Source organism: Paracoccus sp. PARArs4, from assembly GCF_947311865.1.
GTDB classification, from domain to species: Bacteria; Pseudomonadota; Alphaproteobacteria; order Rhodobacterales; family Rhodobacteraceae; genus Paracoccus; species Paracoccus zeaxanthinifaciens.
Window position 1 is genome coordinate 59,904 of sequence record NZ_CAMZMW010000014.1, and the last position, 25,324, is coordinate 85,227.

Consider the following 25,324-nt stretch of genomic DNA (forward strand, 5'->3'; position numbering starts at 1 on the left):
GGTCCAAGCCCCGACCGTCGTCGCGGGTTCCCCCGGGCGCAACGAAAAAGGGCCGGGGTGTTGCACCCCGGCCCCGAAGGCTCAGTAGACCGCGATCTGCGGGAAGAGGATCAGCAGCGCGACCGCGATGATCTGAAGCCCGATGAAGGGCAGCAGGGCGCGGAAGATCTCTCCCAACGAGATGTCGGGTGGCGTGACCGATTTCAGGTAGAACGCGGCGGGCCCGAAGGGTGGCGACAGGAAGCTGACCTGCATGTTCATCGCGAACAGCACCCCGAACCAGACCGGGTCGTAGCCCAGCTCGACCACGATGGGCACGAAGATCGGCATGGTCAGCAGCGCGATCCCCACCCAGTCGAGGAACATCCCCAGCACGAACAGGATCGCCATCATGAACAGGATGATGATGGTCGGGTTGTCGCTGATCCCGGTGATCAGGTCCGACACGAAGTTGATCCCGCCCATCAAGTTGAAGACGCCGACCAGCGCGGATGCGCCGATGCCGATCCAGACGATCATGCCGACGGTCTGCAGCGTCTGCATGGCCGCGCCCCTCAGCAGGCCCCAGCTGAATTCACCGCGCAGGATGGTGGACAGCAGCACGCCCGCCACGCCGACGGCGCTGGCCTCGGTCACCGATGCGATCCCGCCGTAGATCGAGCCGAGAACCATCACGACCACCAGGATCGGCAGGAACAGGCCCTTGAGCAGGCGGATCTTTTCAGAGGTGGGGACGGGGTCGGTGACGGCGGGGGGCACGGCGCCCGGCGTCAGGAAGGCCCGCGCCAGCACATAGCCCACATACAGCAGCGCCAGCATGAAGCCCGGCACGAAGGCCGCGGTGAACAGCTCTCCGATCGAGACGTTGGCCGTCAGGCCATAGATGATCAGCACGATCGAGGGCGGCACCATGGTCCCCAGGCTGCCGCCCGCGCAGACGACGCCGATGGCCAGCTTGCGGTCATAGCCCTGCGCCAGCATCTGCGGCAGCGCGATCAGGCCAAGCAGCACGACCTCGCCGCCGATGATGCCGGACATGGCGGCCAGGATGACGGCCACGAAGATGGTCTGCACCGCCACGCCGCCGCGGATGCGGCCGCCGATCAGGCGCATGGCCTCGAACAGGTCGCGGGCGATGCCGCTGCGATCCAGGATCGCGGCCATCAGCACGAACATCGGCACCGACACGAAGACGAAGCTGCTGACGAAGGAATAGACGCGGCTGGTGATCAGCGGGACCACCATCGGCCCGAACCAGCCCAGGGCGAAGACCAGCGTGACCAGCAGCGTGACGAAGGCCAGCGGGATGCCCGTGACCAGAAGACCCAGCAGCATCGCGAACAGGACCAGCGTCCCCGTCTCGATGCCCATGGATGAAAGCGAACCGAAGAACTCCATCAGCGGGCCCCCTTGGTGCCGCGCGCATAGTTCACGGTCAGGATCAGGAATTGGACGGCCATCACGCCAAGCGCCAGCATCAGCAGCACCTTGAGCATGCCCGGAAATGCCGGGTTCCACGCGCTGCCCGAGGTTTCCAGATGGAAGCTGCCATCGGGGCGCCATGCGGCGCGCTGGACCATCTGCCAGGCGGCCCATGCGAAGGCTGCGGATGCGGCCGCGCAGACGGCCGAGATCAGGATGTCCGCCACGCGGCGGGCGGCCGGCGGCAGCAGGTCGTAGACCAGCACCACGCGGATATGGCGGTCGCGTGCCGTGCACAGGATGCCGCCATAGACGAAGGAAATCGCGCAGAGGAACACGGTCGTCTCGTGGGCCCAGATCGTCGGGCGCCCGAAGACGTAGCGCAGCACGACCTCCTGGATCAGGATCAGCATGGCCACCACCAGGCCCATCGCGGGCAGCAGCGCCAGCCGGTCGATCCAGCGGCCCAGACGGCCCGCCTGCGGAATTGCCACATGTTCCTCGACCGGTGCCGCGTCGGGCACGGTGTCATGTTCGGCCATCAGAAGAATCCTCCCGGAGGGAAGGGGCCGGACATCGCTCCGGCCCGCTTCGGGTTGTTACTGAATCAGACCCTTGTCGTTCAGATAGGTGGTCAGCGTGTCATAGACGCGCTGCGCGGCGGGGGACTGGCTTGCGACCTTTTCCCATTCGCCCTGCGCGATGCCGCGGAACTTGGCGCGTTCCTCGTCCGACCAGTCGTGGATGGTGATCTCGCCGCTTGCCTCGGCCTCGGCCACGGCGGCCTCGTCGGCTTCGGCCAGCGACTGGATCAGGCGGCGGGCATAGTCCTGCACCGACTGGGTCAGGATGTCCTGCAGATCGGCGGGCATGGCGTCCCACTTGGCCTTGTTCATCGAGATCTCGACCAGCGGCATCGAGTGGAAGCCCGGATAGACCGGATGCGGCGCGATGTCGTTCAGGCCCTGCGCCTGGTTGGTCGAGAAGACGGTATAGTCGGCGGCCTCGATCACCTTCTTGTCCAGCGAGGTGAAGACCTCGGAGCCGGGCAGGTTCACGGGCGATGCGCCCGCGGCGGCGAACACGTTCTGCACCAGCCCCTCGGGGGCGCGGATCTTGACGCCCTTGAGGTCGTCCACGCCGTCCATCGGCACCGCGCTGACCAGCGCCTCGAGGCCCGGCGTGATGGCGCCCACGAAATGCAGGCCATAGGGGTTCATGATCTCGTTCAGCAGCTCGCCGCCGCCGCCGTTCTCGATGAAGTCCAGCATCTGCTCGGGGTCGGACCATGCGCCGACGGGGTTGCCCATCAGGCCGAATGCCGGGTCCTTGCCCGAGAAATAGGACAGGTCGGTGATGTGGCCGTCCAGGATGCCGGTCGCGACCGCGTCCTGCGTCTCGTTGTGGGCGACGATGGATTCGACGGGCAGCAGCTCGATCTCGACGCGGCCGTCGGTCAGCTCGGTCACCTCTTCGGCCCAGCTCTGGTGCAGGACGAAGTTCGGGTTGCCCGCCGGGTCCGAGGACTGGAAGCGGAAGCTGTAATCCGCCGCGAAGGCGGGGGCTGCCAGCGCGATGGCCGCGGTGGCGGCCAGAAGGCCACGGGTCATGTTGGTCATTTCGGTTCTCCTCCGGTTGAAACCTTGTCCGCGCCAAGCGCCTTGGCGGCGGTGTCGATGATCGCGTCGGGCGTCATGGCGACGTCGATCCACAGCGCGCCCTCGTCCTCGGGCGAGGGGGGCTGCAATGCGGCAAGCTGGCTGTCGATCAGGCTGGTGGGCATGTAATGCCCCTGCCGCGCCGACATCCGCGCCTCGATCAGGGCGCGGTCGCCATGCAGGAACACGATGTCGAGGGGGCCCGCCCCGGCGCGCAGCCGGTCGCGATGCGCGCGGCCAAGGGCCGAACACGCCAGCACGGCACGGCCCGGTTCGGCCGCGATCGCCGCGCCCAGCCGGTCCAGCCAGCCCCACCGCATGTCGTCGGTCAGGGGCTTGCCCGCCCGCATATGGGCGACGCTGGTATCGTCATGGAACAGGTCGGCCTCGACATAGGTGCCGCCGATGCGGTCCGCGATGCCTTGCGCCACGGTCGTCTTGCCGACGCCGCAGATGCCCATGACCAGAACGGGCCGTGCGCTCATGCCGGTATCCCTCCCCCCTTCGAATTGACTTGCGATACTGATGACAGCGCTGTCATACGTCAAGAGGCTTTCCTTTCCCGCAACTGGCGCTAGTTTGCCAAATCATGGAAAAATCGCGCAAGATCACGCTGTCAGAGGTTGCCGCCCAGGCCCGTGTTAGCCCTATCACGGTGTCGCGTGCGCTGCGCGATCCGGCCAAGGTGTCCCCCGAAGCCCGCGCCAGGATCGACCAGGCGATTCGCGAACTGGGCTATGTCCCGAACCCTGCCGCGCGGGCGCTGGCGTCCGGGCGGACGGATGTGATCGGGGTGATCATCCCGTCGGTCAGCAACAACGTCTTCGCGGATGTGACGCGCGGGATCTACGACGCGCTCGAGGGCAGCGCGCTGAGCGTCCAGATGGGCAATACCCGGTATTCCCCCCTGACCGAGGAGGAGCTGATCCGGGTCTTCCTGTCGCAGCGGCCCGCGGGCCTGATCGTGGCCGGTCACGACCAGTCGCCCGCCGCCCGCGCCGCGCTGATCGCCGCGGAATGCCCCGTCGTGCAGTTGATGGAGGTCGGGCCCGCGCCGATCGACATGGCGGTGGGCCTGTCGCACTACGAGGCCTCGCGCGCGGGGGCGGCGCATCTGCTGGCGCAGGGCTATCGGGCGCCGGCCTTCCTGGGCGCGCAGATGGACCCGCGCAGCCAGCAGCGCCTGCAGGCGTTCCGCGACTGCCTGGCCGAGGCCGGGATCGGCACCGACGATCCGGTCGTGACCACGCCCGAGCCGTCCTCGGTCAGCCTGGGGTGCCGGCTGTTCGCGGACCTGCTGTCGCGCAGCCCGCGCACGGATGCGGTGCTGTGCAACAATGACGACATCGCGCTTGGCGTGCTGTTCGAGGCGCGCCGCCGCAACATCCGCGTGCCGCAGGACCTGGGCATCTGCGGCTTCAACGACCTCGAGATGATGTCCGCGGCCGAGCCTTCGGTCACCTCGGTCGCGGTGGACCGGCTGCGCATGGGGCGCGATGCGATCGGGCTGATCCGCGACCGGCTGGAGGGTCGCGGCCAGCCGCGCGGCTATGCGCTGGACCTGGGGTTCAGGCTGATGACCCGCGACAGCACGCGCCGCGGGGGCTGATCAGCCGCCGAAGCTGCGCGTGCCGCTGCCGAAGCCGCCGCGCGACGTGGCCGTCGCCCGCGTCATCGGCGCCTTGCCGGCGGTCGCGGCGGGGCGGGTGAACTGCTGGCTGGCCATCGTGGCGCGGCCCGCGTTCGATCCGAAATTCGTCGTCCGCGAGGCGTTGGTGAAGCCGCCCTGGCCGTTGTTGTACATGGGCTGAGACGCCGCCATCCCGCGACCCGCGCCGCCCAGCATGTTCCCGATCAGATAGCCTGCCAGAAGCGGCATGAAGATGCTGCCCCCGCCGCCCGCGTTCTGCTGCGCCTCGGACCCGCAATTGCCTTCGCCATGCTGTTCCTCGCACACGGCAAGGCTGTCATATCGCGGCGCGGATTCGACATGCAGCTCCTCGGCCTCGGCGAAGGCCTGGTCGCATTGGTCGGCGGTGAACAGCCCGCCATTCGCGGCGGCCTGCTGGCAGCTGGCAAGATCGGGATAGGCCTGGGCCTCGACCTGTTCGTCGCGGCAGCCCGCGACGGTGAAGGCTGCTGCGCCGAGGATGGTCAGCGCGACGGTTCTCGAACGTTTTCTCATGCTCTCCTCCTTTGCCGCCCTATGCCGCGGGGTCGGCGATGAAATGCGGCTTGAAGCGCGACAGGTCCTGGGTGATGCGGCTGGCATCCTCGCGGATGCCCATGCCCACGCAGGTCTCGCCCACGATCCAGGCGCCGATCACGGGCCGGAAGCCGCCGAATTCGGGCAGGGGGGCATAGCCCTGCACGATGCGGGGATGATCGTCGTATTCGCGGTTCTGCGAGGCTTCGGTCACGGTGCCGTCCTCGACGATGCCGACGCCCGCCCCCTCGCGGGAGAAGATCGGCTTGACCACGTGGGCGCGTGCGAAATCGCCCGCCACCGCGTCAAAGGCGCGGGCGACATGCGGCGCGGGGCGTCCGCCCGCGACCAGCGCATCGGCCACGTCATCGGCAAAGAAGGCGGGCAGCAGGTTCGGATGGCCGGGGAACATCTGCCACAGGACCGGCAGCAGCCCCTTGTTCGACACGACCGCCTTCCATGCGGGTTCGATGAACAGGCAGCCCGCGCCCTTGATGTGGCGGGCGTAATCGTCGCGCAGCAGGTCTTCCCAGGGGTACAGCTTGAACAGCGTGCCGATCACGCGGTCCTGGTCGTCCACGAACTGCCCGCCCTTGCTGACGCCCACCTTGTCCAGGTCGAGGTAATGCGCGCCCAAGCCCGCCTCGCGCGCGGCCCAGCCCATCTGTTCGACCGTGGCGTAATCCTCGGGGTTGTCGGGGGCGCCGGTGAAATGCAGGTCGGTGCCTTCGGGGAACAGGTCGCGCAGCCGTTCGACCAGCGCCTCGTGGATGCCGTTGAACTGGTCGGCGCCCTGCGGCAGGTGCCCCGCCGCCAGCTGATCTTCCAGCCACTGCCACTGGAACGCCGCGCTCTCGTACAGCGAGGTCGGCGTGTCGGCGTTGTATTCCAGCAGCTTGGCAGGCCCGGTCCCGTCATAGGCCAGGTCCATCCGGCCATAGAGCTCGGGCTCGGAGCGGTTCCAGCTGTCTGCGACCAGGTCCATCCGGTTCTCGGGGATGCCCATCTGCGCCATCAGCTTGTGGTCGGTCACGATGCGGGCCACGGCCTCGCGCGTCATGGCGTGCAGCTCGGTCGCGGGGTCCTCGATGTCGTTCTCGACCTGGTCCAGCGTCAGGCGATAGGCGCTGGTCTCGTCCCAGTAGGGTTCGCCATGCATGCTGGCGAAGGTGAAGCCCGCCTCGTCGGCGATGCGTGCAAGGTCGGGGCGTTCGGGCAGGTCAAGCTTTTGCATGGCCAAGACATAAGCGCCGCCCGCCCCGAGGGCCAGAGCATTCAGGTCGATTCGCGTGCGACGAAGCGGCCCGGCAGGAACACGTTCTCGGTCTGGGTGCCCTCCAGCACGTCCAGCAGCTTCTCGGCCAGTTGCGTGATGGGCTGGCGATAGGTCGTCAGCCCGTAGGCCGGCGAGGCACAGAGCGGGATGTCGTCGAACCCCGTCACCGCGATGTCCTGCGGGACCCGCAGGCCCAGCCGGTACCTGATCGCGTCCATCGCGCCGATGGCGAGGATGTCGTTCTCGCAGACCAGGACATCGGGGCGGGTTTCGGCAGGGGCCTCGGACAGCATGGCGCAGACGCGGTCGATCGCGGGGTCGAAGGCATAGGCGTCGGCATGGATCGCAGGCACCTCGGTTCCGGTCCGCTGCTGCCAGTACGAGGTGAAGGTCGGCTTGCGCAGCAGCTTGGCCGATTGCGTGTCGGGACCGGCCAGGAAGACCGGCCTGCGATAGCCCTTGTCCAGCAGGTGGTCCGCGATGTCGCGCATGGCCAGCTCATCGTCGCAGGCAAGGGTCAGCGTGTTCGGATTCTGGCTGTAGCGGGCGAAGATCACCAGCTTCTTCACGCGCCGTGCGCCAAGGGCGGTCTCCAGCAGGGTGTCGTCGTATCGCGTGCCGATCACCACGGCGGCATCCACGCGGCGCTGGCTGGCCGCCATCAGCGCGGCCGACGCATCCTCGCTTTCGGACATGTGCACCAGCAGCGTGCCCCAGCCGCGCCCCCACAGCATGCGCGTCAGGCGTTCCAGCAGGACCAGCTTGTGGGGGTTGTTGAAATCGTTGGTCAGCAGCGCCACCAGGTTCGACCGGTCCGATGCCAGCGATGCCGCCGACAGGTCCGGCACGTAGCCAAGCGTATCCGCCGCCTCCAGCACCCTGTCCCGCGTCTTGCGAGAGATGGATGCGTCCTTCTTGAACGCGCGCGCCACCGTCCAGCGCGACACGCCTGCCGCCGCCGCGACATCGTCCGCGGTGACCGCGCCGTCATTGTCCCGAATGTCTTCCATGTGCCGACCTTATCCTGCCGAGGCCTTGTGGCAAAGCGATTTGCACGCGCGTGCAGAAAATGATTGCACGCGCGTGCAAAGACGTGCGACGTTACGTCAGGAGATAGTTCTGCAAGTGATTCGAGGGGGGAGTGCAGGATGCTGAAGGTGGCGCTTCTTGGGGCTGGCCGTATCGGCCAGGTCCATGCCAAATCCATGACGGCGACCAAGGCCAGCAAGGTCGTGGCCATTGCCGACGTGAACCATGCCGCGGCCGAGGCCCTTGCGGCCCAGATCGGTGCCGAGGCCCGCAGCGTCGATGACATCATCGCCGATCCGTCGATCGACGCGGTGCTGGTCGCGACCTCGACCGACACGCATTCCGACCTGATCGAGCGTGCGACCGCCGCCGGCAAGGCCGTTCTGTGCGAGAAGCCGGTCGACCTGTCGCTGGAGCGCGCGTTGCAGGCGCTGGACCGCGCCGAGGCGACGGGCAAGCCGGTGATGATCGGCTTCAACCGCCGCTTCGATCCGAACTTCGCCGCGCTCAAGGCCGCCTTCGCCGCGGGCGAGATCGGCAAGGGCGAACTGCTGTCCATCACCTCGTTCGATCCGGCCCCGCCGCCGGTCAGCTACATCAAGGTGTCGGGCGGCCTGTTCCGCGACATGATGATCCACGATTTCGACATCGCCTGCTGGCTGTTCGGGGGCGCGCCGCGCCGCGTCACCGCCGTCGGGTCGTCGATCGTCGATCCCGAGATCGGCGCCGCGGGCGATGTCGATACCGCCGCCGTCACCATGACCTGGGACGATGGGCGCATCGCCGTCATCAAGAACTCGCGCCGCGCGGGCTACGGCTACGACCAGCGGATCGAGCTTCTGGGCTCGGACGGGCTGCTGTCGGCGCGCAACGTGCTGGAGAACACGGTCGAGAAGATCACGACCGCGGGTGCCGCATCGGCCAAGCCGGTCTATTTCTTCCTGGAACGCTACATGCGCGCCTACGAGATCGAGTGGAACGCCTTCGTCGAGGCGCTGGACAACGGCACCGAGATGCCCGCGACCCTGCGCGACGGCGTCGCGGCCCTTGCCTGCGCCGAGGCTGCGACCCGGTCGCAGGCCACCGGTCAGCCGGTCGAGATCACCCCCGAGATGCTGGGCGGCGGCAATGCGTGATACCGGCTGCTGCACCTGGATCTTCGGCAACGAGGACCTGACCGCAATCGCCGCCCGCGTCAGCCGCGCGGGCATGGACGGGGTCGAGCTGCATGGCGACCTGTCGCTGGACCCTGCCGAGGCGGGCCGGATCTTCCGCGACGCGGGGCTTCGGATCTTCTCGATCACGCCGGGCGACGCCGATATCAGCCATCCCGACGAGGCCATCCGCGCCGAGGCGCTGGACTATTATCGCAAGCTGATGGACTGGGCGGTCGCGCTTGGCCACCAGCCGCGCATCAGCTGCCACGGCCTTGTCCAGCGCATCCGCCCCGTCGCCGACCAGGCGGCCGAGGATGCGCTGCTGGACGACAGCGTCCGCAAGATCTGCGGCTGGGCCGCGGATGCGGGCCTGCCCGTCGTCTTCGAGATCCTGAATCGCTATGAAAGCCACCAGGTCCGCACCGTCGCCGAAGGTCTGGCGCTGCTGGACCGTGTCGGCGCGGACAACCTGACGCTGCTGCCCGACGCCTATCACATGAACATCGAAGAGGCCGATCCCGCCGCCGCGCTGCGTGCCGGGGGCGACCGGATCGGGCTGTACCATGCGGCCGATTCCAACCGGGGCGGGCTGGGCGACGGTCATACCGACTTCGCCGCGCAATTCGCCGCGCTGGATGCCATCGGCTATGCCGGTCCGGTCATCATCGAACCCGCGGCTCCCGGCCCCGATCCGTTCAACACGGACAAGGGCGAGGGTTTCCGTGATACGCTCGAGGACATGCTTGCCCGGTCGGTCCGGGCGATCAGGGCCATGGGCAGCTGAGATCCGCGCCCGCATCAGGGCGCGGTTGAACCCGCCGGAGGGGATTGAGGAGTCCCCTTCGCGCAGTCTGAAACCAGGGAGGAAAGAATGAAGAAACTGAAGACCGCAGCTGTCGTTGCAGCACTGATGACCATCGCCGCCCCGGCAATGGCACAGAACATCATCGTCGTGGCGCATGGCCAGGCGAACGATCCCTTCTGGTCGGTCGTCAAGAACGGTGCCGCCAAGGCGGGCGAGGATACCGGCGCGACCGTCGATTTCCGCTCGCCCGAGGTGTTCGACATGGTGGCCATGAGCCAGCTGATCGACGCCGCCGTGAACCAGCAGCCGGACGGGCTGGTCGTCTCGATCCCGGATGCGGACGCGCTCGGGCCGTCGATCCAGCGTGCGGTCGATGCGGGCATTCCGGTCATCTCGATGAATTCGGGTTCGGACGTGGCCGAGGAACTGGGCGCGCTGCTGCATGTCGGCCAGTCGGAATTCGATGCCGGCAAGGCCGCGGGCGAGAAGCTGGCCGAGATGGGCGGCACCAAGGGCGTCTGCATCAACCAGGAGGTCGGCAACGTCGCTCTGGACATGCGCTGCGAGGGCTTCGCGGAAGGCTTCGGCAACCCGGTCGAGGTGATCCCGACCATGGCCGACCCGACCGAGGTCCAGTCCAAGGTCCGCGCCGCGCTTGAATCCGATCCCGAGGTGGACACCGTGCTGGGCCTCGGCGCCAGCCTGGTGGGCGAGCCCGCGGTGGCCGCCGTCGACATGCTGGGCCGCGACGACGTGCTGGTCGCCAGCTTCGATCTGTCGGCGGGCTTCCTGCAGGCGATCGTGGACGGCAAGGCCGCCTTTGCCATCGACCAGCAGCAGTTCCTGCAGGGCTACCTGCCGGTGACGTTCCTGGCGCTGAACGCCGAATACGGCCTGGTGCCGGGCGGCGACGTGCCTTCGGGTCCGAACCTGGTCACCCAGGAGGCCGCCGAACAGGTCATCGAACTGTCCGCACAGGGCATTCGCTGATCACGTGACAGCCGCGGGCGCGTTCCGGCGCGCCCGCTCCACGATCCAAGGGCAGGGGAGGGGAGAACCCATGGCAGTGGATGCCACCGCGCAGACGGACGAGCGCATCAAGTCCGAATCATTCACGACCCGCATGATGAAGCGGCCCGAGCTGGGCGCGATCGGCGGCGTGATCCTTGTGACGATCTTCTTCATGGTGACCGCCAGCGGTTCCATGTTCACGCTGGCCGGGGTCATGAACTTCCTGACGCCCGCCGCGCAGCTGGGCATCCTGGGCATCGCCGCCGCCATGCTGATGATCGGCGGAGAGTTCGACCTGTCCATCGGCTCGATGGTGGCCTTCGCGGGCATGATCTTCGGCGTGCTGGTGGTCAACATGGGCCTGCCGCTGATCTTCGCGATCCCGCTAACCCTGGGCTTTGCCGCCGCGATGGGCGCAGTCAACGGCGCCATCGTGCTGAAGACGGGCCTGCCCAGCTTTATCGTGACGCTGGCCTTCCTGTTCATCCTGCGCGGTGCCTCGCTGGTCGGGCTGAAGCTGTTCACCGGCGGCTCGACCCAGCTGCGCGGCGTGCGCGACGCGGTCGAGGGCGACTGGCTGACGCCGCTGTTCTCGGGTGATGCGTTCGGCTGGCTGTTCGTGTGGCTGGCGGATGCGGGCATCGTGCCCACGCTGCGCAACGGCGCCCCCAGCATCCCCGGCATCCCGGTCGAGATCCTGTGGTTCATCGCCATGGCCCTGATCGCGACCTTCATCCTGCTGCGCACGCCCGCCGGCAACTGGATCTTCGCCACCGGCGGCGACAAGAACGCGGCCAGCAATTCGGGCGTGCCGGTCCGGCGGGTCAAGATCTCGCTGTTCATGCTGACCGCCTGCGCGGCCGCCCTGGTCGCCATCATCACCGTGATCGACACCGGATCGACCGACGCGCGCCGCGGCTTCATGAAGGAATTCGAGGCCATCATCGCGGCCGTCATCGGGGGCTGCCTGCTGACCGGCGGCTACGGGTCGGCCATCGGCGCCTTCTTCGGGGCGATCATCTTCGGCATGGTCACCATCGGGCTGACCTATACCGGCTTCGATCAGGACTGGTTCCAGGTCTTCCTGGGGGCGATGCTGCTTCTGGCCGTGGTCTTCAACAACGCGATCCGCAAGCGCGTGACGGGGGAGCGCTGACATGACCGATCCCATCATCCACATGGAAGGCATCAAGAAGCACTTCGGCAACGTCATCGCCCTGAACGGCGTCACCTTCGACGTGCGCCCCGGCGAATGCCACTGCCTGCTGGGCGACAACGGTGCGGGCAAGTCGACCTTCATCAAGACCATGTCGGGCGTCCACAAGCCGACGGCGGGCAGCATCAGCTTCGAGGGCAAGCCGATGTCCTTCGACAGCCCCCGCGACGCGATGGAGGCGGGCATCGCGACCGTCTTCCAGGATCTTGCGATGATCCCGCTGATGTCGGTCACCCGCAACTTCTTCATGGGCCGAGAGCCGAAGAAGGGCCGCTTCGTCAAGCGCTTCGACCTGGATGCCGCGAACGCGATCTGCATGGAGGAGATGCGCAAGATGGGCATCAACCTGCGTGCACCGGACCAGGCGGTCGGCACCCTGTCGGGCGGCGAACGCCAGACGGTCGCCATCGCGCGGGCGGTCTATTTCGGGGCCAAAGTGCTGATCCTGGACGAACCGACCAGCGCGCTTGGCGTGCGCCAGACCTCGAACGTGCTGGCGACCATCGCGCGGGTCCGCAGCCAGGGGGTCGGCGTGGTCTTCATCAGCCACAACGTCCGCCACGCGCTGGCGGTGGGCGACCGATTCACGGTGCTGAACCGCGGCCAGACCCTGGGCACCGCCATGAAGGGCGAGATCGACGCCGCCGAGCTGCAGGACCTGATGGCCGGTGGGCAGGAGCTTGCGACCCTGGAAGGCAGCCTGGGCGGCACCATCTGATCGGTGCCCGGCCCCGCCCGGGGCCGGGACCGGCAATTCCGCGGGCCAGCACCTCCCCTGGTTCCGGCGGATGACCCACGGGGTCGGCGGTCGATGGATGCCCATCATCCGCGACCGCCACCCCGTGAGTGTCACGAACCTGCGGCGGGTGGGCCCCGACCGAAATCATCTCTTGCGAAGGCGCGGCGCCCGGCGGGCGTGCCCTCTGCCCGGAAGGAAGTTTGCAATGAAGACGCTCGACGTGATCACGATCGGCCGTTCCTCGGTCGATCTCTATGGCCAGCAGGTGGGTGGCCGCCTCGAGGACATGGGCTCGTTCGCGAAATATATCGGCGGCAGCCCGACGAACATCGCCTGCGGGACGGCGCGGCTGGGGCTGCGCTCGGCCGTGATCACGCGGGTCGGCGACGAACATATGGGCCGCTTCATCCGCGAGCAGCTGGCCCGCGAGGGGGTCGAGACCGCGGGCGTCGCGACCGATCCCGAACGCCTGACCGCGCTGGTCCTGCTGGGCATCCGCGACGAGGACCAGTTCCCGCTGATCTTCTACCGCGAGAACTGCGCCGACATGGCCCTGTCGCCCGACGATATCGACGAGGGCTTCATCGCCCGGGCCCGCAGCGTTCTGGCGACCGGCACCCATCTGAGCCATCCGCAGACCGAGGCCGCCGTGCTGAAGGCGCTGGAACTGGCGCGCAAGCATGGCGCGCGCACCGCGCTGGACATCGACTATCGCCCGAACCTGTGGGGCGTGGCGGGTCATGGCGACGGCGAGAGCCGCTTTGTCGAAAGCGCCGCCGTCACCGCCAAGCTGCAGGGCACGCTGCATCTGTTCGACCTGATCGTCGGCACCGAAGAGGAATTCCACATCGCGGGCGGCACCACCGACACGGTCGCGGCACTGCGCGCGGTCCGCGCGGTGTCCAGGGCGACGCTGGTCTGCAAGCGCGGCGCGAAGGGGGCCGTGGCCTTTACCGGCGACATCCCCGACAGCCTGGACGATGGCGAGGCCGGTCCCGGCTTCCCGATCGAGGTGTTCAACGTGCTGGGCGCGGGCGACGGGTTCTTCTCGGGGCTGATGAAGGGCTGGCTGGAGGATGCCGACTGGCCGACCGCGCTGAAATACGCCAATGCCTGCGGGGCCTTTGCCGTCAGCCGCCACGGCTGCACCCCGGCCTATCCCAGCCTTGCCGAACTGGACTTCTTCCTGGAACGCGGCGTTGTCCGCCCCGATCTGCGCAACGATCCCGAACTGGAACAGATCCACTGGTCGACGACCCGCGCCAGCCGCAACGCGGGCGACTGGTCCGAGATGCGCGTCTTCGCCTTCGACCACCGCCTGCAACTGGAAGAGATGCCCGGTTACGACCAGGCCAAGGGTGCGCGGTTCAAGGAGCTGTGCCTGGATGCGGCGCTGCGCGTCGCGGATGGCGGTTCGGGATACGGGATCCTGTGCGACAACCGTATCGGTCGCAGCGCCCTGCACCGTGCCAGCGGCAGCGGGCTGTGGATCGGGCGCCCCTGCGAATGGCCGGGGTCGCGTCCCTTGCAGCTGGAACCCGAACTGGGCAGCGATTGCGGCACGCTGGTCGAATGGGCCCGCGAGAACGTCATCAAGGTCCTGTGCTTCTGCCATCCCGACGACGATGCCGAGACTCGCGCCGCGCAAGAGGCCACGGTCAGGCGCCTGTTCGAGGCCGGTCGCCGCAACCAGCTGGAATTCCTGCTGGAAGTGATCCCCTCGAAGGTCGGTCCGGTGGACGACACCACCACCGCCACGCTGATCCGCCAGTTCTATGCCGCGGGCGTGTATCCCGACTGGTGGAAGCTGGAGCCGATGAAGACCCGCGCGGGCTGGCAGAACGCCATCGCCGCCATCGAGGATCACGACCGCCACACGCGCGGCATCGTGGTGCTGGGCCTCGATGCCCCCGAGGCCGAACTGCAGGCCAGCTTCGAGGTCGCCGCCGGTTTCGACCTGGTGCGCGGCTTTGCCGTCGGGCGCACCATCTTCGGCGACGCCGCCCGCGCCTGGATGCAGGGCGCGATGGACGATGCCGCCGCCGTCGAACAGATGGCCGAACGCTATGCCCGCCTGTCGGCCCTGTGGGACCGTGCGCGCGCGAACACCAATACCCGCAAGCAGGAGGAGCACGCATGAGCGCCAAGACCATCCGCCTGACCGCCGCGCAGGCCATGACGCGCTGGCTGTCCGTCCAGATGACCGAGACCGGCGAACGCTTCATCGAGGGCGTCTGGGCCATCTTCGGGCATGGCAATGTCGCGGGCCTGGGCGAGGCGCTGCACGGCATCGGCGATGCCCTGCCCACGTGGCGCGGCCAGAACGAACAGACCATGGCGCATTCCGCCATCGCCTTTGCCAAGGGCCATGCCCGGCGTCGCGCGCAGGCGGTCACCAGCTCGATCGGGCCGGGGGCCACGAACATGGTCACCGCAGCCGCGCTTGCGCATGTGAACCGGCTGCCGCTGCTGCTGATCCCCGGCGACGTCTTCGCCAATCGACGCCCCGACCCCGTGCTGCAGCAGATCGAGGATTTCGACGACGGCACCGTCAGCGCGAATGACTGCTTCCGCCCCGTCAGCCGCTATTTCGACCGCATCACGCGCCCCGAACAGCTGCTGACCGCGCTGCCGCGCGCGATGCGCGTGATGACGGACCCCGCCAATTGCGGTCCCGTCACGCTGTCCTTCTGCCAGGATGTCCAGGCCGAGGCGTGGGACTGGCCCGTGACCTTCTTCGAGCCGCGCGTCTGGCATATCCGTCGCCCCGAGCCCGATGCCCGCGAACTGGCCGAGGTCGTGGACCTGATCCGCGCGGCCCATGCGCCGGTGATCGTCGCGGGCGGTGGCGTGATCTATTCCGGGGCCGAGAAGGCGCTGGCCGATTTCGCCACGCGCCACAACATCCCGGTGATCGAGACCCAGGCCGGCAAGTCCGCCCTGTCCCAGAGCCACCCGATGAATTTCGGCGCGGCGGGTGTGGACGGCTCGGCTGCGGCGAATGCCGCGGCGCGCAAGGCCGACCTGATCCTTGGCATCGGCACGCGGATGCAGGACTTCACCACCGGATCGCGGACGCTGTTCGGCGATGCCCGCCTGATCGGGATCAACGTGCAGCCCTATGACGCGTTCAAGCATGGCGGCACCAGCCTGGTCGCCGATGCGCGCGTCGCGATCGAGGCCCTGGGCGGCGCGCTCGGGGATCATCGCCTGCCCGAGGCGGATGTCGCCTCGCGCGCGGAATGGCTTGCCGCCGTGGACGCGCATTGCGCCGCGCCATCGGGCGACGGATTGCCGACCGATGCGCAGGTGATCGGCGCGGTGCAGCGGGCCTCGACGCCCGCCAGCATCGCCATGTGTGCCGCGGGCACCATGCCCGGCGCGCTGAAGCTGCTGTGGCAGCCCGCCCAGGGCGGCTATCACATGGAATACGGCTTCAGCTGCATGGGCTATGAACTGGCCGGCGCGATGGGGCTGAAGCTGGCCCGCCCCGACCGCGAGGTCCTGTGCTTCGTGGGCGACGGCAGCTACATGATGGCCAACAGCGAACTGGCGACGGCGGTGATGCGCCGCGTGCCCTTCACCGTGATCCTGACCGACAACCGCGGATATGGCTGCATCAACCGCCTGCAGCAGGGCTGCGGAGGAGAGGAGTTCAACAACCTCTACAAGGATTGCAACATCGAGGCGCAGCCGCAGATCGACTTCGTCGCCCATGCGGGCGCGATGGGGGCCCATGCCGTCAAGGCAAAGGACATCCCCGATCTTCAGGCGCAGATCGCCGCCGCCCGCGGGCGCGACATCCCGACGGTGATCGTCATCGACACCACCGCCGTTCCCGGCCCCGGCTTCGGCGAGGCGGGCAACTGGTGGGACGTCGCCGTCCCCGAGACGACCCATACCGACAAGCTGAAACAGGCCTATGCCCGCTATCTCGACGGCGCGGCGCGGCAATCCCTGGCGAATTGAGGCAGCCATGATCCTTTACGGTACCAACCCCATCGCGTGGGCCAATGACGACGACCAGTCCATCGGCGCCCATATCCCGACGGAACAGATCCTGCACGAGGCCGGCCGCCTGATCGGCTTCGACGGCATCGAGAACGGGCATCGCTGGCCCGAGGATCCGGCCGAGCTGAAATCCCTGCTGGCGGGCTACGGCCTGCGCTTCGTCTCGGGGTGGTATTCGACCCATCTGCTGACCCGCTCGGTCGAGGACGAGATCGCGTCCGTCCAGGGCCACCTGGCGCGGCTGAAGGCCAATGGCTGCAAGGTCTGCATCGTTTGCGAATGTTCCAACACGGTCCATGGCAGCCCCGATGTCGCCGTGAACGACCGCCCCCGCCTAACCGCCAACGAGATGGCCGAGTTCGGCGCCCGGATGGAGCAGTTCGCCGCCTACCTGGCGAAGCAGGGGATCACGCTGGCCTATCACCACCACATGGGCACCGTGGTCGAGACCCCGGACGAGATCGACGCCTTCATGGCCGCGACCGGGCCTGCGACGCACCTGTTGTTCGATGCCGGGCACTGCACCTTCGGCGGCGGCGACCCCGCCGAGGTCCTGGCACGCCATGTCGGTCGCGTGGCGCATTTCCACGCCAAGAACATCCGCCGCCCCGTCACCGAACGCGTCCGCGCCGAGGGTATGTCCTTCATCCAGGGCGTGCTGGCCGGTGCCTTCACCGTTCCGGGCGACCCCGAGGGAGAGATCGACTTCGTGCCGCTGATGCGCATCCTTGCCGATGCGGGCTATGATGGCTGGCTGGTGATCGAGGCCGAGCAGGACCCCGAGATCCGCAACCCGCTGGAATACCAGACGATGGGCCTGAAGGCGCTGAAGGCCGCGGCCCGCGAGGCCGGCCTGGACCAGACCGTCCCGGCCTGACCCGAACCACGAGGAGGAGAAGATGCCCGATCTGCTGCGCCGTCCCTTCGGCACCCATGGCGAAACCCATCGCATCACCCCCGAGGATGCGGGCTGGCGATATGTCGGTTTCGCGCTGCACCGCCTGCGCCCCGGCGAAACCGCAGCCGACGTCACCGGCGACCGCGAGGTCGTCCTGGTCATGGTCGAGGGCAAGGCCGACATGACCGCCGCGGGCCGCGACTGGGGCACGCTTGGCGAACGGATGGACGTGTTCGAAAAGACGCCGCCGCATTGCCTCTATGTCCCGAACGGGCAGGAATGGCAGGCGACGGCGGTCACCGACTGCACCATCGCGGTCTGTTCGGCCCCCGGTCACGGCGGCCATCAGGCGCGGCGCATCGGTCCTGACGGCATCGGCTTGACGGAACGCGGCAAGGGCACGAACACCCGCCACATCAACAACATCGCCATGGAGAACGAGGATTACTGCGACAGCCTTCTGGTGACCGAGGTCTTCACCCCGGCGGGCCATTGGTCGTCCTTTCCCAGCCATCGCCACGACGAGGACGACTTCCCCCGGATCACCTATCTCGAGGAGACGTATTATCACCGGCTGAACCCTGCGGATGGCTGGGCGGTGCAGCGCGTCTATACCGACGATGGCAGCCTGGACGAGGTGATGGCCGTGCGCGATCACGACGTGACGCTGGTGCCGCGCGGGCATCACCCCTGCGGCGCGCCCTACGGGTTCGAGCTGTATTACCTGAACGTCATGGCGGGCCCGCGCCGCAACTGGCGCTTCGTCCCCGCCCCCGAGGTCGAGGCGATCATCGCCCGCGACGCCTAGCGCGGCGCGACCCAGTCCCGGCCGTCGAAGATGGCGGTCAGGGACAGGTCGTGATCCAGCAGGACCAGGTCGGCGGCCCGGTCCTGCGCGATGCGCCCCAGGGGCGCGCCGATCAGGTCCGCCGGAATGCGCGAGGCCATCGCCAGCGCCCGTTCGCGGCTTGCCCCCGCCAGCACCGCCACCTGCATCGCGCGGTCCAGCCGAAGGTCGGCCCCCGCCAGCGTGCCGTCCGCCAGCGTCAGCCGCCCGTCCCGCCGCAGGATGCGCCGCGATTGCAGCGTGAACCCGTCCGCATCGGTGCCCGCCACGGCCATGCAGTCGCTGACGAGGAACAGCCCCTCGGGCCTCGCGGCCAGCGCGATGCGCAGCGCGGGCAGCGATACATGCACCCCGTCCGCGATCAGACCGGCATGGATGTCCGACGACAGCACCGCGCCCACCAGCCCGGGCTGGCGATGGCCCAGCTGGCTCATGGCGTTGAACAGATGCGTCGCACATCCGGCGCCCGCCGCGATGGCCTGCATCGCGTCGGCCAGATCGCAGTCGCTGTGCCCCAGGCTAACGATCGCCCCCGCGCGTGTAAGCGTCGCCACCTGGTCGGGCGTCACCGATTCGGGCGCGACCGTCACCATCAGGGCGGGCAGGGCGCGGGCGGCCTCGGACAGGACGGCAAGGTCCTCGGGGGTCATGGGGCGGATCAGCGCGGGGTCATGCGCGCCCGCGCGGCGCGGGTCCAGGTGCGGCCCCTCGAGATGCAGCCCCAGAAGACCCTGCGCTCCCTGGGCGCGGATCGCGGCGTCGATGACGCGGGCCGTGGTCTCGGGGCGGTCGGTGATCAGCGTGGGCAGGACGCCCGCGCAGCCAAGCCCGCGATGCGCGGCGCAGATCCGGCGCAGCGCGTCGGCATCGGTCTCGGGCCCGACCATGACGCCGTCGCCGCCATTCACCTGCAGATCGACGAAGCCGGGCGCGACGATGCCGCGCAGGTGGTCCGAACCGGGCGAGCCGTCCGCGCGCGGCCCGGGCGCAAGCGGAAGGCGGTCGGCGGGCTTCAGCCCCGCGATGCGGCCATCCTCGATCCCGATGGCAAGATCGCGGTGCAGTTCATGGCCGTCGAAGATCAGGTCGGCGGTGTACCAGCGGGTCATGCCGGAACGCCCAACTCGCGCGCGATGGCGATGGCGCCGTCCGTCGCGCTGCCCCGCGCGGGTGTGACGGTCCAGCGCCGTTCCAGCACCTGCGCATAGAAGGGCCCCAGGCCGCCCGTGCAGGTGACGGGCAGATCGCCCGTGCCCTGCAGCACCTCGACCGCGTGGGACACCTGCGCGGCGGCGGCATCCATGATGCGCATCGCGGCGGGGTCGTCGCGATCCTCGACCAGCCGACGGGCAAGCTGGGCGAATTCCGCGGGGGCGGCGCGGTTGCCGAAGGCGATGATCCCCTCGAACCCGCCCATCCTGTCGCGCAGATCGCGCAGCAGGGGGCTGTCGGGGGCGAACCCGTCGCCCGCGCGCATCGCCTCGGACAGAAGGGTGCGCCCCAGGACGGCGCCGCTGCCCTCGTCCCCCAGAAGAAATCCGCGCCCGCCGTGCAGGCGCAGCGCGCCGCCCTGCTGGACCGCGAAGATCGAACCGGTGCCGATCGCGACCAGGATCCCGTCGCCTTCCCCGATCGCGCCACGCGCGGCAATGACGGCATCGTTGAGGACGCGGCAGCGGGCGAAGGGCAGGCTGGCCTCGGTCCGGCGGGCGGCCTCGGTCATGTTGCCGCCGGCAAGGCCCAGCACGGCGATGACCTGCGCGGGCGTGGTATCGGCCTGCACCATCGCGCCGGTGGCCGCGGCAAGGATGCTGACCACCGCGCCCTCGGGGTCCGAGTTGATGTTCGCGGGCCCGCCGGTGCCCTGGCCCAGGATGCGCCCGCGCGCGTCGGCGATCGCCGCCCGGCAGCCCGTGCCGCCGCCGTCTATGCCCAGATACAGAACCATGTCGCCCCCGTCTTTGGCGCACAGGGAACGCCAGCAGCGCGGAAATGAAAAGCCCCTGTTTCGTGCGGAGCGGGCTGTCGGCGGGTGAATGTTCTGGTATTGTTCAGGTATGGAATCAGCCGACCCCGACCCCCTCCGACTGCGCCATGCCCGCATCCACGAGGTGCAGGGCACGGGCCGCGACGCCTTCGCGATCTTCCAGGCGGCACGTCATCCGGGGCCGGTCTTCTGGGCATGCCCGATCAACCAGCGCGCCATGCTCTATCCCCCCGGCATGCCCGAAGGCTTGGGCGGCCGCATCTACCTGATGCGCGCCCGGTCCGAGGTGGACCTGCTATGGGCCACCGAAGAGGCGCTGCGTGCCAGCGTCACCGGGCTTGTCGTGTCCGAACCGCAGCGCCCCCTGTCGCTGACAGCGGGGCGCAGGCTGCAGCTGGCGGCCGAGCAGGGCGGCACGACCGGGCTGATGCTGATCGCGCCGGGGCACGGGTCCAACGCGACCGAGACGCGGTGGGACTGCCGCCCGATCGTCCACCCCGAGGGCTGGGCGCATCATTGGGCGACGGTCAAGAACAAGCGCGGCCCGACCGGCGAATGGCGGCTGCGCTGGATGCCGCAACGGGGCGGCGATCCGGTGTTCATCCGCTGACGGGGTTCCAGTCCAGCGCGCGCGGGTTCTCGCGGTGGGCAAAGCGCATCAGGTGGCTCTCGACGACCTGGCGCAGGGTTTCCAGCCGGTCCTCGTCCGGGGCCTCCAGCGACAGGTGCAGCACCTTGTCGTCGCAGCCAAGCGTGGCGTTGCCCATCTCGAAATGCAGGATCGCGCCGGTATCGGTTTCCTCGACCTCGATCTTGTGGCCGAAATGCTTGGCCATCGTGGCCATGAGCGAGGGTGCCCGATCCGAGGCAAAGGCGGCATCCATCTGCATCATGTCTTCCTTTCGCATATGTGTCGAAGGCGCGTTTCGCGACCTTCCTGCCACAGGAGCTAGGTCTCCCAAGCATTTTCGTCAACAATTTGTGCAAACCGGCCCCGGAACGGCCCCCGCTTGCTTTACGTCCCTGTGCCGCCGCGCTAATCCGCCAGCAAGCGTGAAGCCAGACGTCCAGCCACACGCGGGTAAACCATGAAAGGATCTGCCATGCGCCAAGCCGCGCTGTCCGGCCTGATGGCCGTCGCCATGAGCACCGCCGCCTTCGCCGAGGACGTCTCGATCACCACCGCGCGCGGGGATGTCACCCTGCCCGCGAACCCCGAAACCGTCGCCGTCTACGACATGGCGGCGCTGGATTCGCTGACCGCCCTGGGCGTCGTGCCCACGGCCACCATCGACCAGATCCTGGTCCCGGAACTGCGCGACGGCGTGGCCGATGCGGCGCGCGTCGGCACGCTGTTCGAACCCGACCTCGAGGCGCTGGCGGGGGTCGGCCCCGACCTGACCATCGTGGGCGGGCGGTCCTCGACCCAGCTGGACGCCGTGTCGCAGGTGGGCACCGCCATCGACATGACCTTCGGCGACGACCTGCTGGCCTCGGCCGAGGAGCGCATCGCGGCCTATGGCACCCTGTTCGACCGCGAGGATCGCGCCGCCGAGATGATCGCCCAGATCGACGCCGGCATCGAGGCCGCGAAATCTGCTTCCGCAGGCAAGGGCGATCTGCTGGTCGTCATGACGAACGGTCCCAAGATGGCCGCCTATGGCGCGGATTCGCGCTTCGGCTGGATCCACGAGGCGACCGGCCTGCCCGAGGCCGTCGAGGGCGTGGACCGCGCCGATCACGGGCAGGGCATCAGCCACGAATTCATCGCCGAGGCCGATCCCGACTGGCTGGTCGTGATCGACCGCAGCGCCGCCATCGGCGAGGAATCGCAGGGTGCCGAACAGACGCTGTCCTCGGATCTGGTCGCGGGGACCAAGGCCTGGTCCAAGGGGCAGGTCATCTATCTGGACCCGGCAGCGGCCTATATCTCGGCCGGGGGCTTCCGGGCGCTGACCGGCACGCTGGACCGCCTGACCGAGGCCTTCGCGGCCGCCGAGTGATGCGTCCCACGCCCGCCCTTGCCGTGGCGCTGGCCGCGATGATGCTGGTCAGCATGACCATCGGCGCCGCCAGCGTCGACCTGGTCCATGCCTTCGGCGATCCGCGGACCATGCTGGTCCTGCTGGAATCGCGGCTGCCGCGCACGCTGGCAGTGGCATTGACCGGCGCGGCGCTTGCGGTGGCGGGCGTGCTGATCCAGGCGCTGGTGCGCAACCGCTTCGTCGGTCCCGACACCGCCGGTACCGCCGAGGGCGCGGCACTGGGCCTGCTGGCCATCACCATCCTGTGGCCCGCCAGCCCGCTGTGGCTGCGCATGGTCGCGGCCAGCGTCTCGGCCATGGCGACGACCGCGCTGTTCATCGCGATCATCCGCCGTCTGCCCGTGCGCGAGGTGATGCTGGTTCCCATCGCGGGTCTCGTGCTGTCGGGCGTTCTGGGGTCGGTCGTGACCTTCATCGGCTGGCAGACGGACCTGATGCAGTATATCGGCACCTGGCTGTTCAGCGGCGAATTCTCGGGGGTGATCTCGGGGCGGTACGAGCTGTTGTGGATCGCGGGGGGCGCGGCCGTGCTGGCCTGGTTCGCGGCGGACCGCTTTGCCATCATCGGGCTGGGCGACCAGGTCGCGACCGGGCTGGGGCTGGGCACGCGGGCCGTGCTGCGGCTGGGCCTTGCGGTGGTGGCTGTCGTGACGGCGATGGTCGTGACGACGGTGGGGATGATCCCCTTCGTCGGGCTGGTCGTGCCGAACATCGTCGCGCGCATCATGGGCGACAACCTGCGGCGCACCCTGCCGGTGGTCGCGCTGTCGGGCGCGGTGCTGGTCATGGCCTGCGACCTTGCGGGGCGGCTGGTGATCCACCCCTACGAGGTTCCGGCGGGCCTGATCCTGGGCGTCGTCGGCTCGGTCCTGTTCCTGTGGCTGCTCTATCGCAGGCCCCGTCATGGATAGGCGCGGCCTGTCGATCCTGCTGGCGCTTGCGGCCTGCCTTGCGCTGTGTGCGGGGCTTTGGATGTTCCAGGGCCTCGGCGGCGGCAATCGTGGCTTCATCCTGTCCTTGCGGGCGTCCAAGCTTGCGGCGCTGGTGGTCGTGGCCTTCGCGATCGGCGTGTCCACGGTGCTGTTCCAGACGGTCGCCGCGAACCGCGTGCTGACGCCGTCGATCATGGGCTTCGACGCGCTTTACGTGCTGCTGCAGACGCTGCTTGTCGCGTCCCTCGGGACGGCGGGCTTCGCAAGCCTGCCGCCGGGGCCGAAATTCATGGCCGAGATCGCGCTGATGACGGCGATGGCATCGCTTCTGTTCGGCGTCCTGCTGCTGAAGGGGTCGCGCGACCTGCCGCGCATGATCCTGACGGGCGTGATCCTGGGGGTGCTGTTCCGGGCGCTGTCCAGCTTCGTCGGGCGCATCCTCGATCCCAATGCCTATGCCGTGGTGCAATCGGTCAGCTTCGCCAGCTTCAACAAGGTGCAGCCGGGGCTGCTGCCCTTCGCGGCGGCGATCACGGCGCTGGCCTGCCTTGCGGCCTGGCGGCTGGCCCCGCGGCTGGACGTGCTGGCACTGGGGCGCGATCCGGCGGTATCGCTTGGGCTGCGCCATCGCGGCGTCGTGCTGCAGGTGCTGGCGCTGATCGCGGTGCTGGTCTCGGTCTCGACGGCGCTGGTGGGGCCGGTGTCCTTCTTCGGGCTGATCGTCGCGGGGCTGGCGCATGGGCTGATGCGGTCCACCCGCCATGCCGCGCTGTTGCCCGCCGCCGCCCTGTCGGGCGCCATCCTGCTGGTCGGCGGCCAGTGGCTGTTCGAGCGCGTGCTGGACCAGGCCGCGACCCTGTCCGTCGTGGTCGAGTTCGCGGGCGGGCTGTTCTTCCTCTACCTGCTGCTCAGGGGGCATATCCGATGATCCGTATCGACGGGGTCAGCCACCGCATCGGCAAGGCGCCCATCCTGCATGACATCACCACGCATCTGCCCGAGGGGCGGCTGACCGCGCTGATCGGCCCGAACGGGGCGGGCAAGTCCACGCTGCTGCGGCTGATCGGGCGGCTCGAGCCGCTGCAGCAGGGGCGCGTGTCCGTCGCGGGGCGCGACATCGCCGCCACTCCGACCGAGGACCTGGCCCGCGTCATGGCGATCCTGGGGCAGCAGACCAGTATCGCCAGCCGCCTGCGCCTGTCCGAGCTGGTGGGCTTCGGGCGCTGGCCGCATCACCGGGGCCGCCCGACGGCCCATGACCACGCCCGCGTCGCCGAGGCGCTGGAGGCCTTCGCGCTGACCCCCATGGCAGACCGTTTCCTGGACGAGGTGTCGGGCGGGCAGGCGCAGCGCGCCCATATCGCGATGGCCTTCGCGCAGGATACCGACTGGCTGCTGCTGGACGAGCCTTTGAACAACCTGGACATGGCGCATGCCCGCGCCCTGATGGGCCGGCTGCGCGACCTGGTCGACCGGCAGGGCCGCAGCGTCGGCCTGGTCGTGCACGAGATCAACTATGCCGCCGCATGGGCCGACCACGTGATCGCCATGAAGGACGGCCGCATCGTGGCCGAGGGCAGCGCCAACGAGGTGCTGACCGAGGACGTGCTGTCCGATCTGTACGATGCGCCCATCGCGGTCGCCAGCCACCAGGGGCGACCGCTGGTCCTGCATCACGTCTGACGGATCAGTTCAGCGTCACCGGAAGGGTGAAGGCATAGGTTGCATCCGTCAGTTCGGACGGGGCGGCGGGGCAGCGGCGCGCGCGCTGCGCGGCCTGCGCTGCCGCCTGGTCCAGCGCAGCGCTGCCAGACGACCGCGCGACGCCGATGCCGCGGATCGTGCCGTCGCGGCCGATATTGATCGACAGCAGCGTCGTGCCCGATTCCCGGATGCCGCGCGGACGCTGCGCCCGCCGCGCGATGCAGGATTGGACCTGCCCGCCCCAACGGCTCATCGCGCTTTGGCGTTGTGCGGCGCTGACGCCGCCACCGCCGCCCGACCGCGAGGATTGCGACGCGCCGCCCTGGCCCGCGCGCTGCGGGGCGGGGGCCGCCTGGCGCTGCTGCGCGGGCTGGGCCTGGC

General features: G+C 68.8%; 26 protein-coding genes. 15 read left to right on the forward strand and 11 right to left on the reverse strand.

Going from position 1 to position 25,324, the window contains the following annotated elements; genetic code table 11:
* Positions 1-81 precede the first annotated feature (81 nt).
* From QMZ16_RS12240 to QMZ16_RS12255, 4 genes are read right to left on the reverse strand one after another with little or no spacing between them, the layout of a single operon-like run.
* Complete coding sequence (locus QMZ16_RS12240) at positions 82-1,398, reverse strand: TRAP transporter large permease subunit (protein ID WP_022707037.1); 1,317 nt, start codon at positions 1,396-1,398, stop codon at positions 82-84.
* Positions 1,398-1,964 (reverse strand): TRAP transporter small permease, encoded by a 567-nt coding sequence (locus QMZ16_RS12245; RefSeq protein ID WP_282603485.1) that lies wholly within the window; start codon positions 1,962-1,964, stop codon positions 1,398-1,400. The genes QMZ16_RS12240 and QMZ16_RS12245 overlap by 1 nt, the downstream gene beginning before the upstream one ends.
* Positions 1,965-2,021: 57 nt before the next feature.
* A complete protein-coding gene (locus QMZ16_RS12250) occupies positions 2,022-3,041 on the reverse strand; it encodes a TRAP transporter substrate-binding protein (protein ID WP_282603486.1) in 1,020 nt (339 codons plus the stop codon).
* Positions 3,038-3,565 (reverse strand): gluconokinase, encoded by a 528-nt coding sequence (locus tag QMZ16_RS12255; protein ID WP_282603487.1) that lies wholly within the window; start codon positions 3,563-3,565, stop codon positions 3,038-3,040. Before QMZ16_RS12255 ends, QMZ16_RS12250 begins: the two co-directional genes overlap by 4 nt.
* Before the next feature lie 104 nt (positions 3,566-3,669).
* On the opposite strand from QMZ16_RS12255, the gene QMZ16_RS12260 reads away from it, so the two are divergent.
* Entirely contained in the window at positions 3,670-4,689 is a 1,020-nt protein-coding gene (locus tag QMZ16_RS12260) for a LacI family DNA-binding transcriptional regulator (protein WP_282603488.1), read from the forward strand.
* On the opposite strand, the gene QMZ16_RS12265 is transcribed toward QMZ16_RS12260, so the two are convergent.
* Genes QMZ16_RS12265 through QMZ16_RS12275 form a run of 3 tightly spaced genes read right to left on the reverse strand, consistent with a single transcriptional unit; the run spans position 4,690 to position 7,572 of the window.
* Positions 4,690-5,265, reverse strand: coding sequence for a DUF1190 domain-containing protein (locus QMZ16_RS12265; RefSeq protein ID WP_022707032.1), 576 nt, complete (start codon positions 5,263-5,265; stop codon positions 4,690-4,692). It abuts the gene before it with no gap.
* Positions 5,266-5,284: 19 nt separating this feature from the next.
* The gene (locus QMZ16_RS12270; RefSeq protein ID WP_282603489.1) at positions 5,285-6,520 is read right to left on the reverse strand and encodes a glutathionylspermidine synthase family protein; all 1,236 of its coding nucleotides are present in this window, start codon (positions 6,518-6,520) and stop codon (positions 5,285-5,287) included.
* A 41-nt stretch (positions 6,521-6,561) separates the two neighbouring features.
* Positions 6,562-7,572, reverse strand: a complete 1,011-nt coding sequence (locus tag QMZ16_RS12275; protein WP_282603490.1) for a LacI family DNA-binding transcriptional regulator — start codon at positions 7,570-7,572, stop codon at positions 6,562-6,564.
* A 63-nt stretch (positions 7,573-7,635) separates the two neighbouring features.
* Between QMZ16_RS12275 and iolG the strand changes: the two genes are divergently transcribed.
* The 9 genes from iolG (at position 7,636) to iolB (ending at position 18,236) form a co-directional block, all read left to right on the forward strand.
* Positions 7,636-8,727 (forward strand): inositol 2-dehydrogenase, encoded by a 1,092-nt coding sequence (gene iolG / locus QMZ16_RS12280; protein ID WP_282603491.1) that lies wholly within the window; start codon positions 7,636-7,638, stop codon positions 8,725-8,727.
* Positions 8,720-9,532: a sugar phosphate isomerase/epimerase family protein gene (locus QMZ16_RS12285; RefSeq protein WP_282603492.1), complete on the forward strand. Its 813-nt coding sequence runs from the start codon at positions 8,720-8,722 to the stop codon at positions 9,530-9,532. The genes iolG and QMZ16_RS12285 overlap by 8 nt, the downstream gene beginning before the upstream one ends.
* Before the next feature lie 87 nt (positions 9,533-9,619).
* Positions 9,620-10,543, forward strand: coding sequence for a sugar ABC transporter substrate-binding protein (locus QMZ16_RS12290; RefSeq protein WP_282603493.1), 924 nt, complete (start codon positions 9,620-9,622; stop codon positions 10,541-10,543).
* Between the two features lie 70 nt (positions 10,544-10,613).
* On the forward strand, positions 10,614-11,720 hold the full coding sequence (locus QMZ16_RS12295) for an ABC transporter permease (RefSeq protein ID WP_022707026.1): 1,107 nt from the start codon (positions 10,614-10,616) through the stop codon (positions 11,718-11,720).
* Between the two features lies 1 nt (position 11,721).
* On the forward strand, positions 11,722-12,498 hold the full coding sequence (locus QMZ16_RS12300; protein ID WP_282603494.1) for an ATP-binding cassette domain-containing protein: 777 nt from the start codon (positions 11,722-11,724) through the stop codon (positions 12,496-12,498).
* 226 nt (positions 12,499-12,724) lie between these two features.
* Positions 12,725-14,659, forward strand: coding sequence for a 5-dehydro-2-deoxygluconokinase (iolC, locus tag QMZ16_RS12305; RefSeq protein WP_282603495.1), 1,935 nt, complete (start codon positions 12,725-12,727; stop codon positions 14,657-14,659).
* A complete protein-coding gene (iolD, locus tag QMZ16_RS12310; protein ID WP_282603496.1) occupies positions 14,656-16,488 on the forward strand; it encodes a 3D-(3,5/4)-trihydroxycyclohexane-1,2-dione acylhydrolase (decyclizing) in 1,833 nt (610 codons plus the stop codon). Before iolC ends, iolD begins: the two co-directional genes overlap by 4 nt.
* Positions 16,489-16,495: 7 nt before the next feature.
* Positions 16,496-17,407 (forward strand): myo-inosose-2 dehydratase, encoded by a 912-nt coding sequence (iolE, locus tag QMZ16_RS12315; protein WP_282603497.1) that lies wholly within the window; start codon positions 16,496-16,498, stop codon positions 17,405-17,407.
* A gap of 22 nt (positions 17,408-17,429) precedes the next feature.
* Positions 17,430-18,236: a 5-deoxy-glucuronate isomerase gene (gene iolB / locus QMZ16_RS12320; RefSeq protein WP_282603498.1), complete on the forward strand. Its 807-nt coding sequence runs from the start codon at positions 17,430-17,432 to the stop codon at positions 18,234-18,236.
* Here iolB and nagA read toward each other — a convergent pair.
* Complete coding sequence (gene nagA, locus QMZ16_RS12325; protein ID WP_282603499.1) at positions 18,233-19,384, reverse strand: N-acetylglucosamine-6-phosphate deacetylase; 1,152 nt, start codon at positions 19,382-19,384, stop codon at positions 18,233-18,235. The genes iolB and nagA overlap by 4 nt on opposite strands.
* On the reverse strand, positions 19,381-20,223 hold the full coding sequence (locus tag QMZ16_RS12330; RefSeq protein ID WP_282603500.1) for a BadF/BadG/BcrA/BcrD ATPase family protein: 843 nt from the start codon (positions 20,221-20,223) through the stop codon (positions 19,381-19,383). The genes nagA and QMZ16_RS12330 overlap by 4 nt, the downstream gene beginning before the upstream one ends.
* Positions 20,224-20,332: 109 nt before the next feature.
* Between QMZ16_RS12330 and QMZ16_RS12335 the strand changes: the two genes are divergently transcribed.
* A complete protein-coding gene (locus tag QMZ16_RS12335) occupies positions 20,333-20,872 on the forward strand; it encodes a hypothetical protein (RefSeq protein ID WP_282603501.1) in 540 nt (179 codons plus the stop codon).
* Here the strand turns inward: QMZ16_RS12335 and QMZ16_RS12340 are convergent.
* On the reverse strand, positions 20,862-21,155 hold the full coding sequence (locus tag QMZ16_RS12340) for a DUF2218 domain-containing protein (protein WP_282603502.1): 294 nt from the start codon (positions 21,153-21,155) through the stop codon (positions 20,862-20,864). The two genes, QMZ16_RS12335 and QMZ16_RS12340, sit on opposite strands and share 11 nt — an antisense overlap.
* A gap of 210 nt (positions 21,156-21,365) precedes the next feature.
* Between QMZ16_RS12340 and QMZ16_RS12345 the strand changes: the two genes are divergently transcribed.
* From QMZ16_RS12345 to QMZ16_RS12360, 4 genes are read left to right on the forward strand one after another with little or no spacing between them, the layout of a single operon-like run.
* On the forward strand, positions 21,366-22,265 hold the full coding sequence (locus QMZ16_RS12345; RefSeq protein ID WP_282603503.1) for a siderophore ABC transporter substrate-binding protein: 900 nt from the start codon (positions 21,366-21,368) through the stop codon (positions 22,263-22,265).
* Positions 22,265-23,218 (forward strand): iron chelate uptake ABC transporter family permease subunit, encoded by a 954-nt coding sequence (locus tag QMZ16_RS12350; protein ID WP_282603504.1) that lies wholly within the window; start codon positions 22,265-22,267, stop codon positions 23,216-23,218. Before QMZ16_RS12345 ends, QMZ16_RS12350 begins: the two co-directional genes overlap by 1 nt.
* Positions 23,211-24,167, forward strand: a complete 957-nt coding sequence (locus QMZ16_RS12355) for an iron chelate uptake ABC transporter family permease subunit (RefSeq protein ID WP_282603505.1) — start codon at positions 23,211-23,213, stop codon at positions 24,165-24,167. The genes QMZ16_RS12350 and QMZ16_RS12355 overlap by 8 nt, the downstream gene beginning before the upstream one ends.
* The gene (locus tag QMZ16_RS12360) at positions 24,164-24,922 is read left to right on the forward strand and encodes an ATP-binding cassette domain-containing protein (protein ID WP_022707013.1); all 759 of its coding nucleotides are present in this window, start codon (positions 24,164-24,166) and stop codon (positions 24,920-24,922) included. The genes QMZ16_RS12355 and QMZ16_RS12360 overlap by 4 nt, the downstream gene beginning before the upstream one ends.
* Before the next feature lie 4 nt (positions 24,923-24,926).
* Here the strand turns inward: QMZ16_RS12360 and QMZ16_RS12365 are convergent.
* A partial coding sequence (locus QMZ16_RS12365; protein ID WP_282603506.1) for a cell envelope integrity protein TolA occupies positions 24,927-25,324 on the reverse strand: 398 nt, incomplete at its 5' end.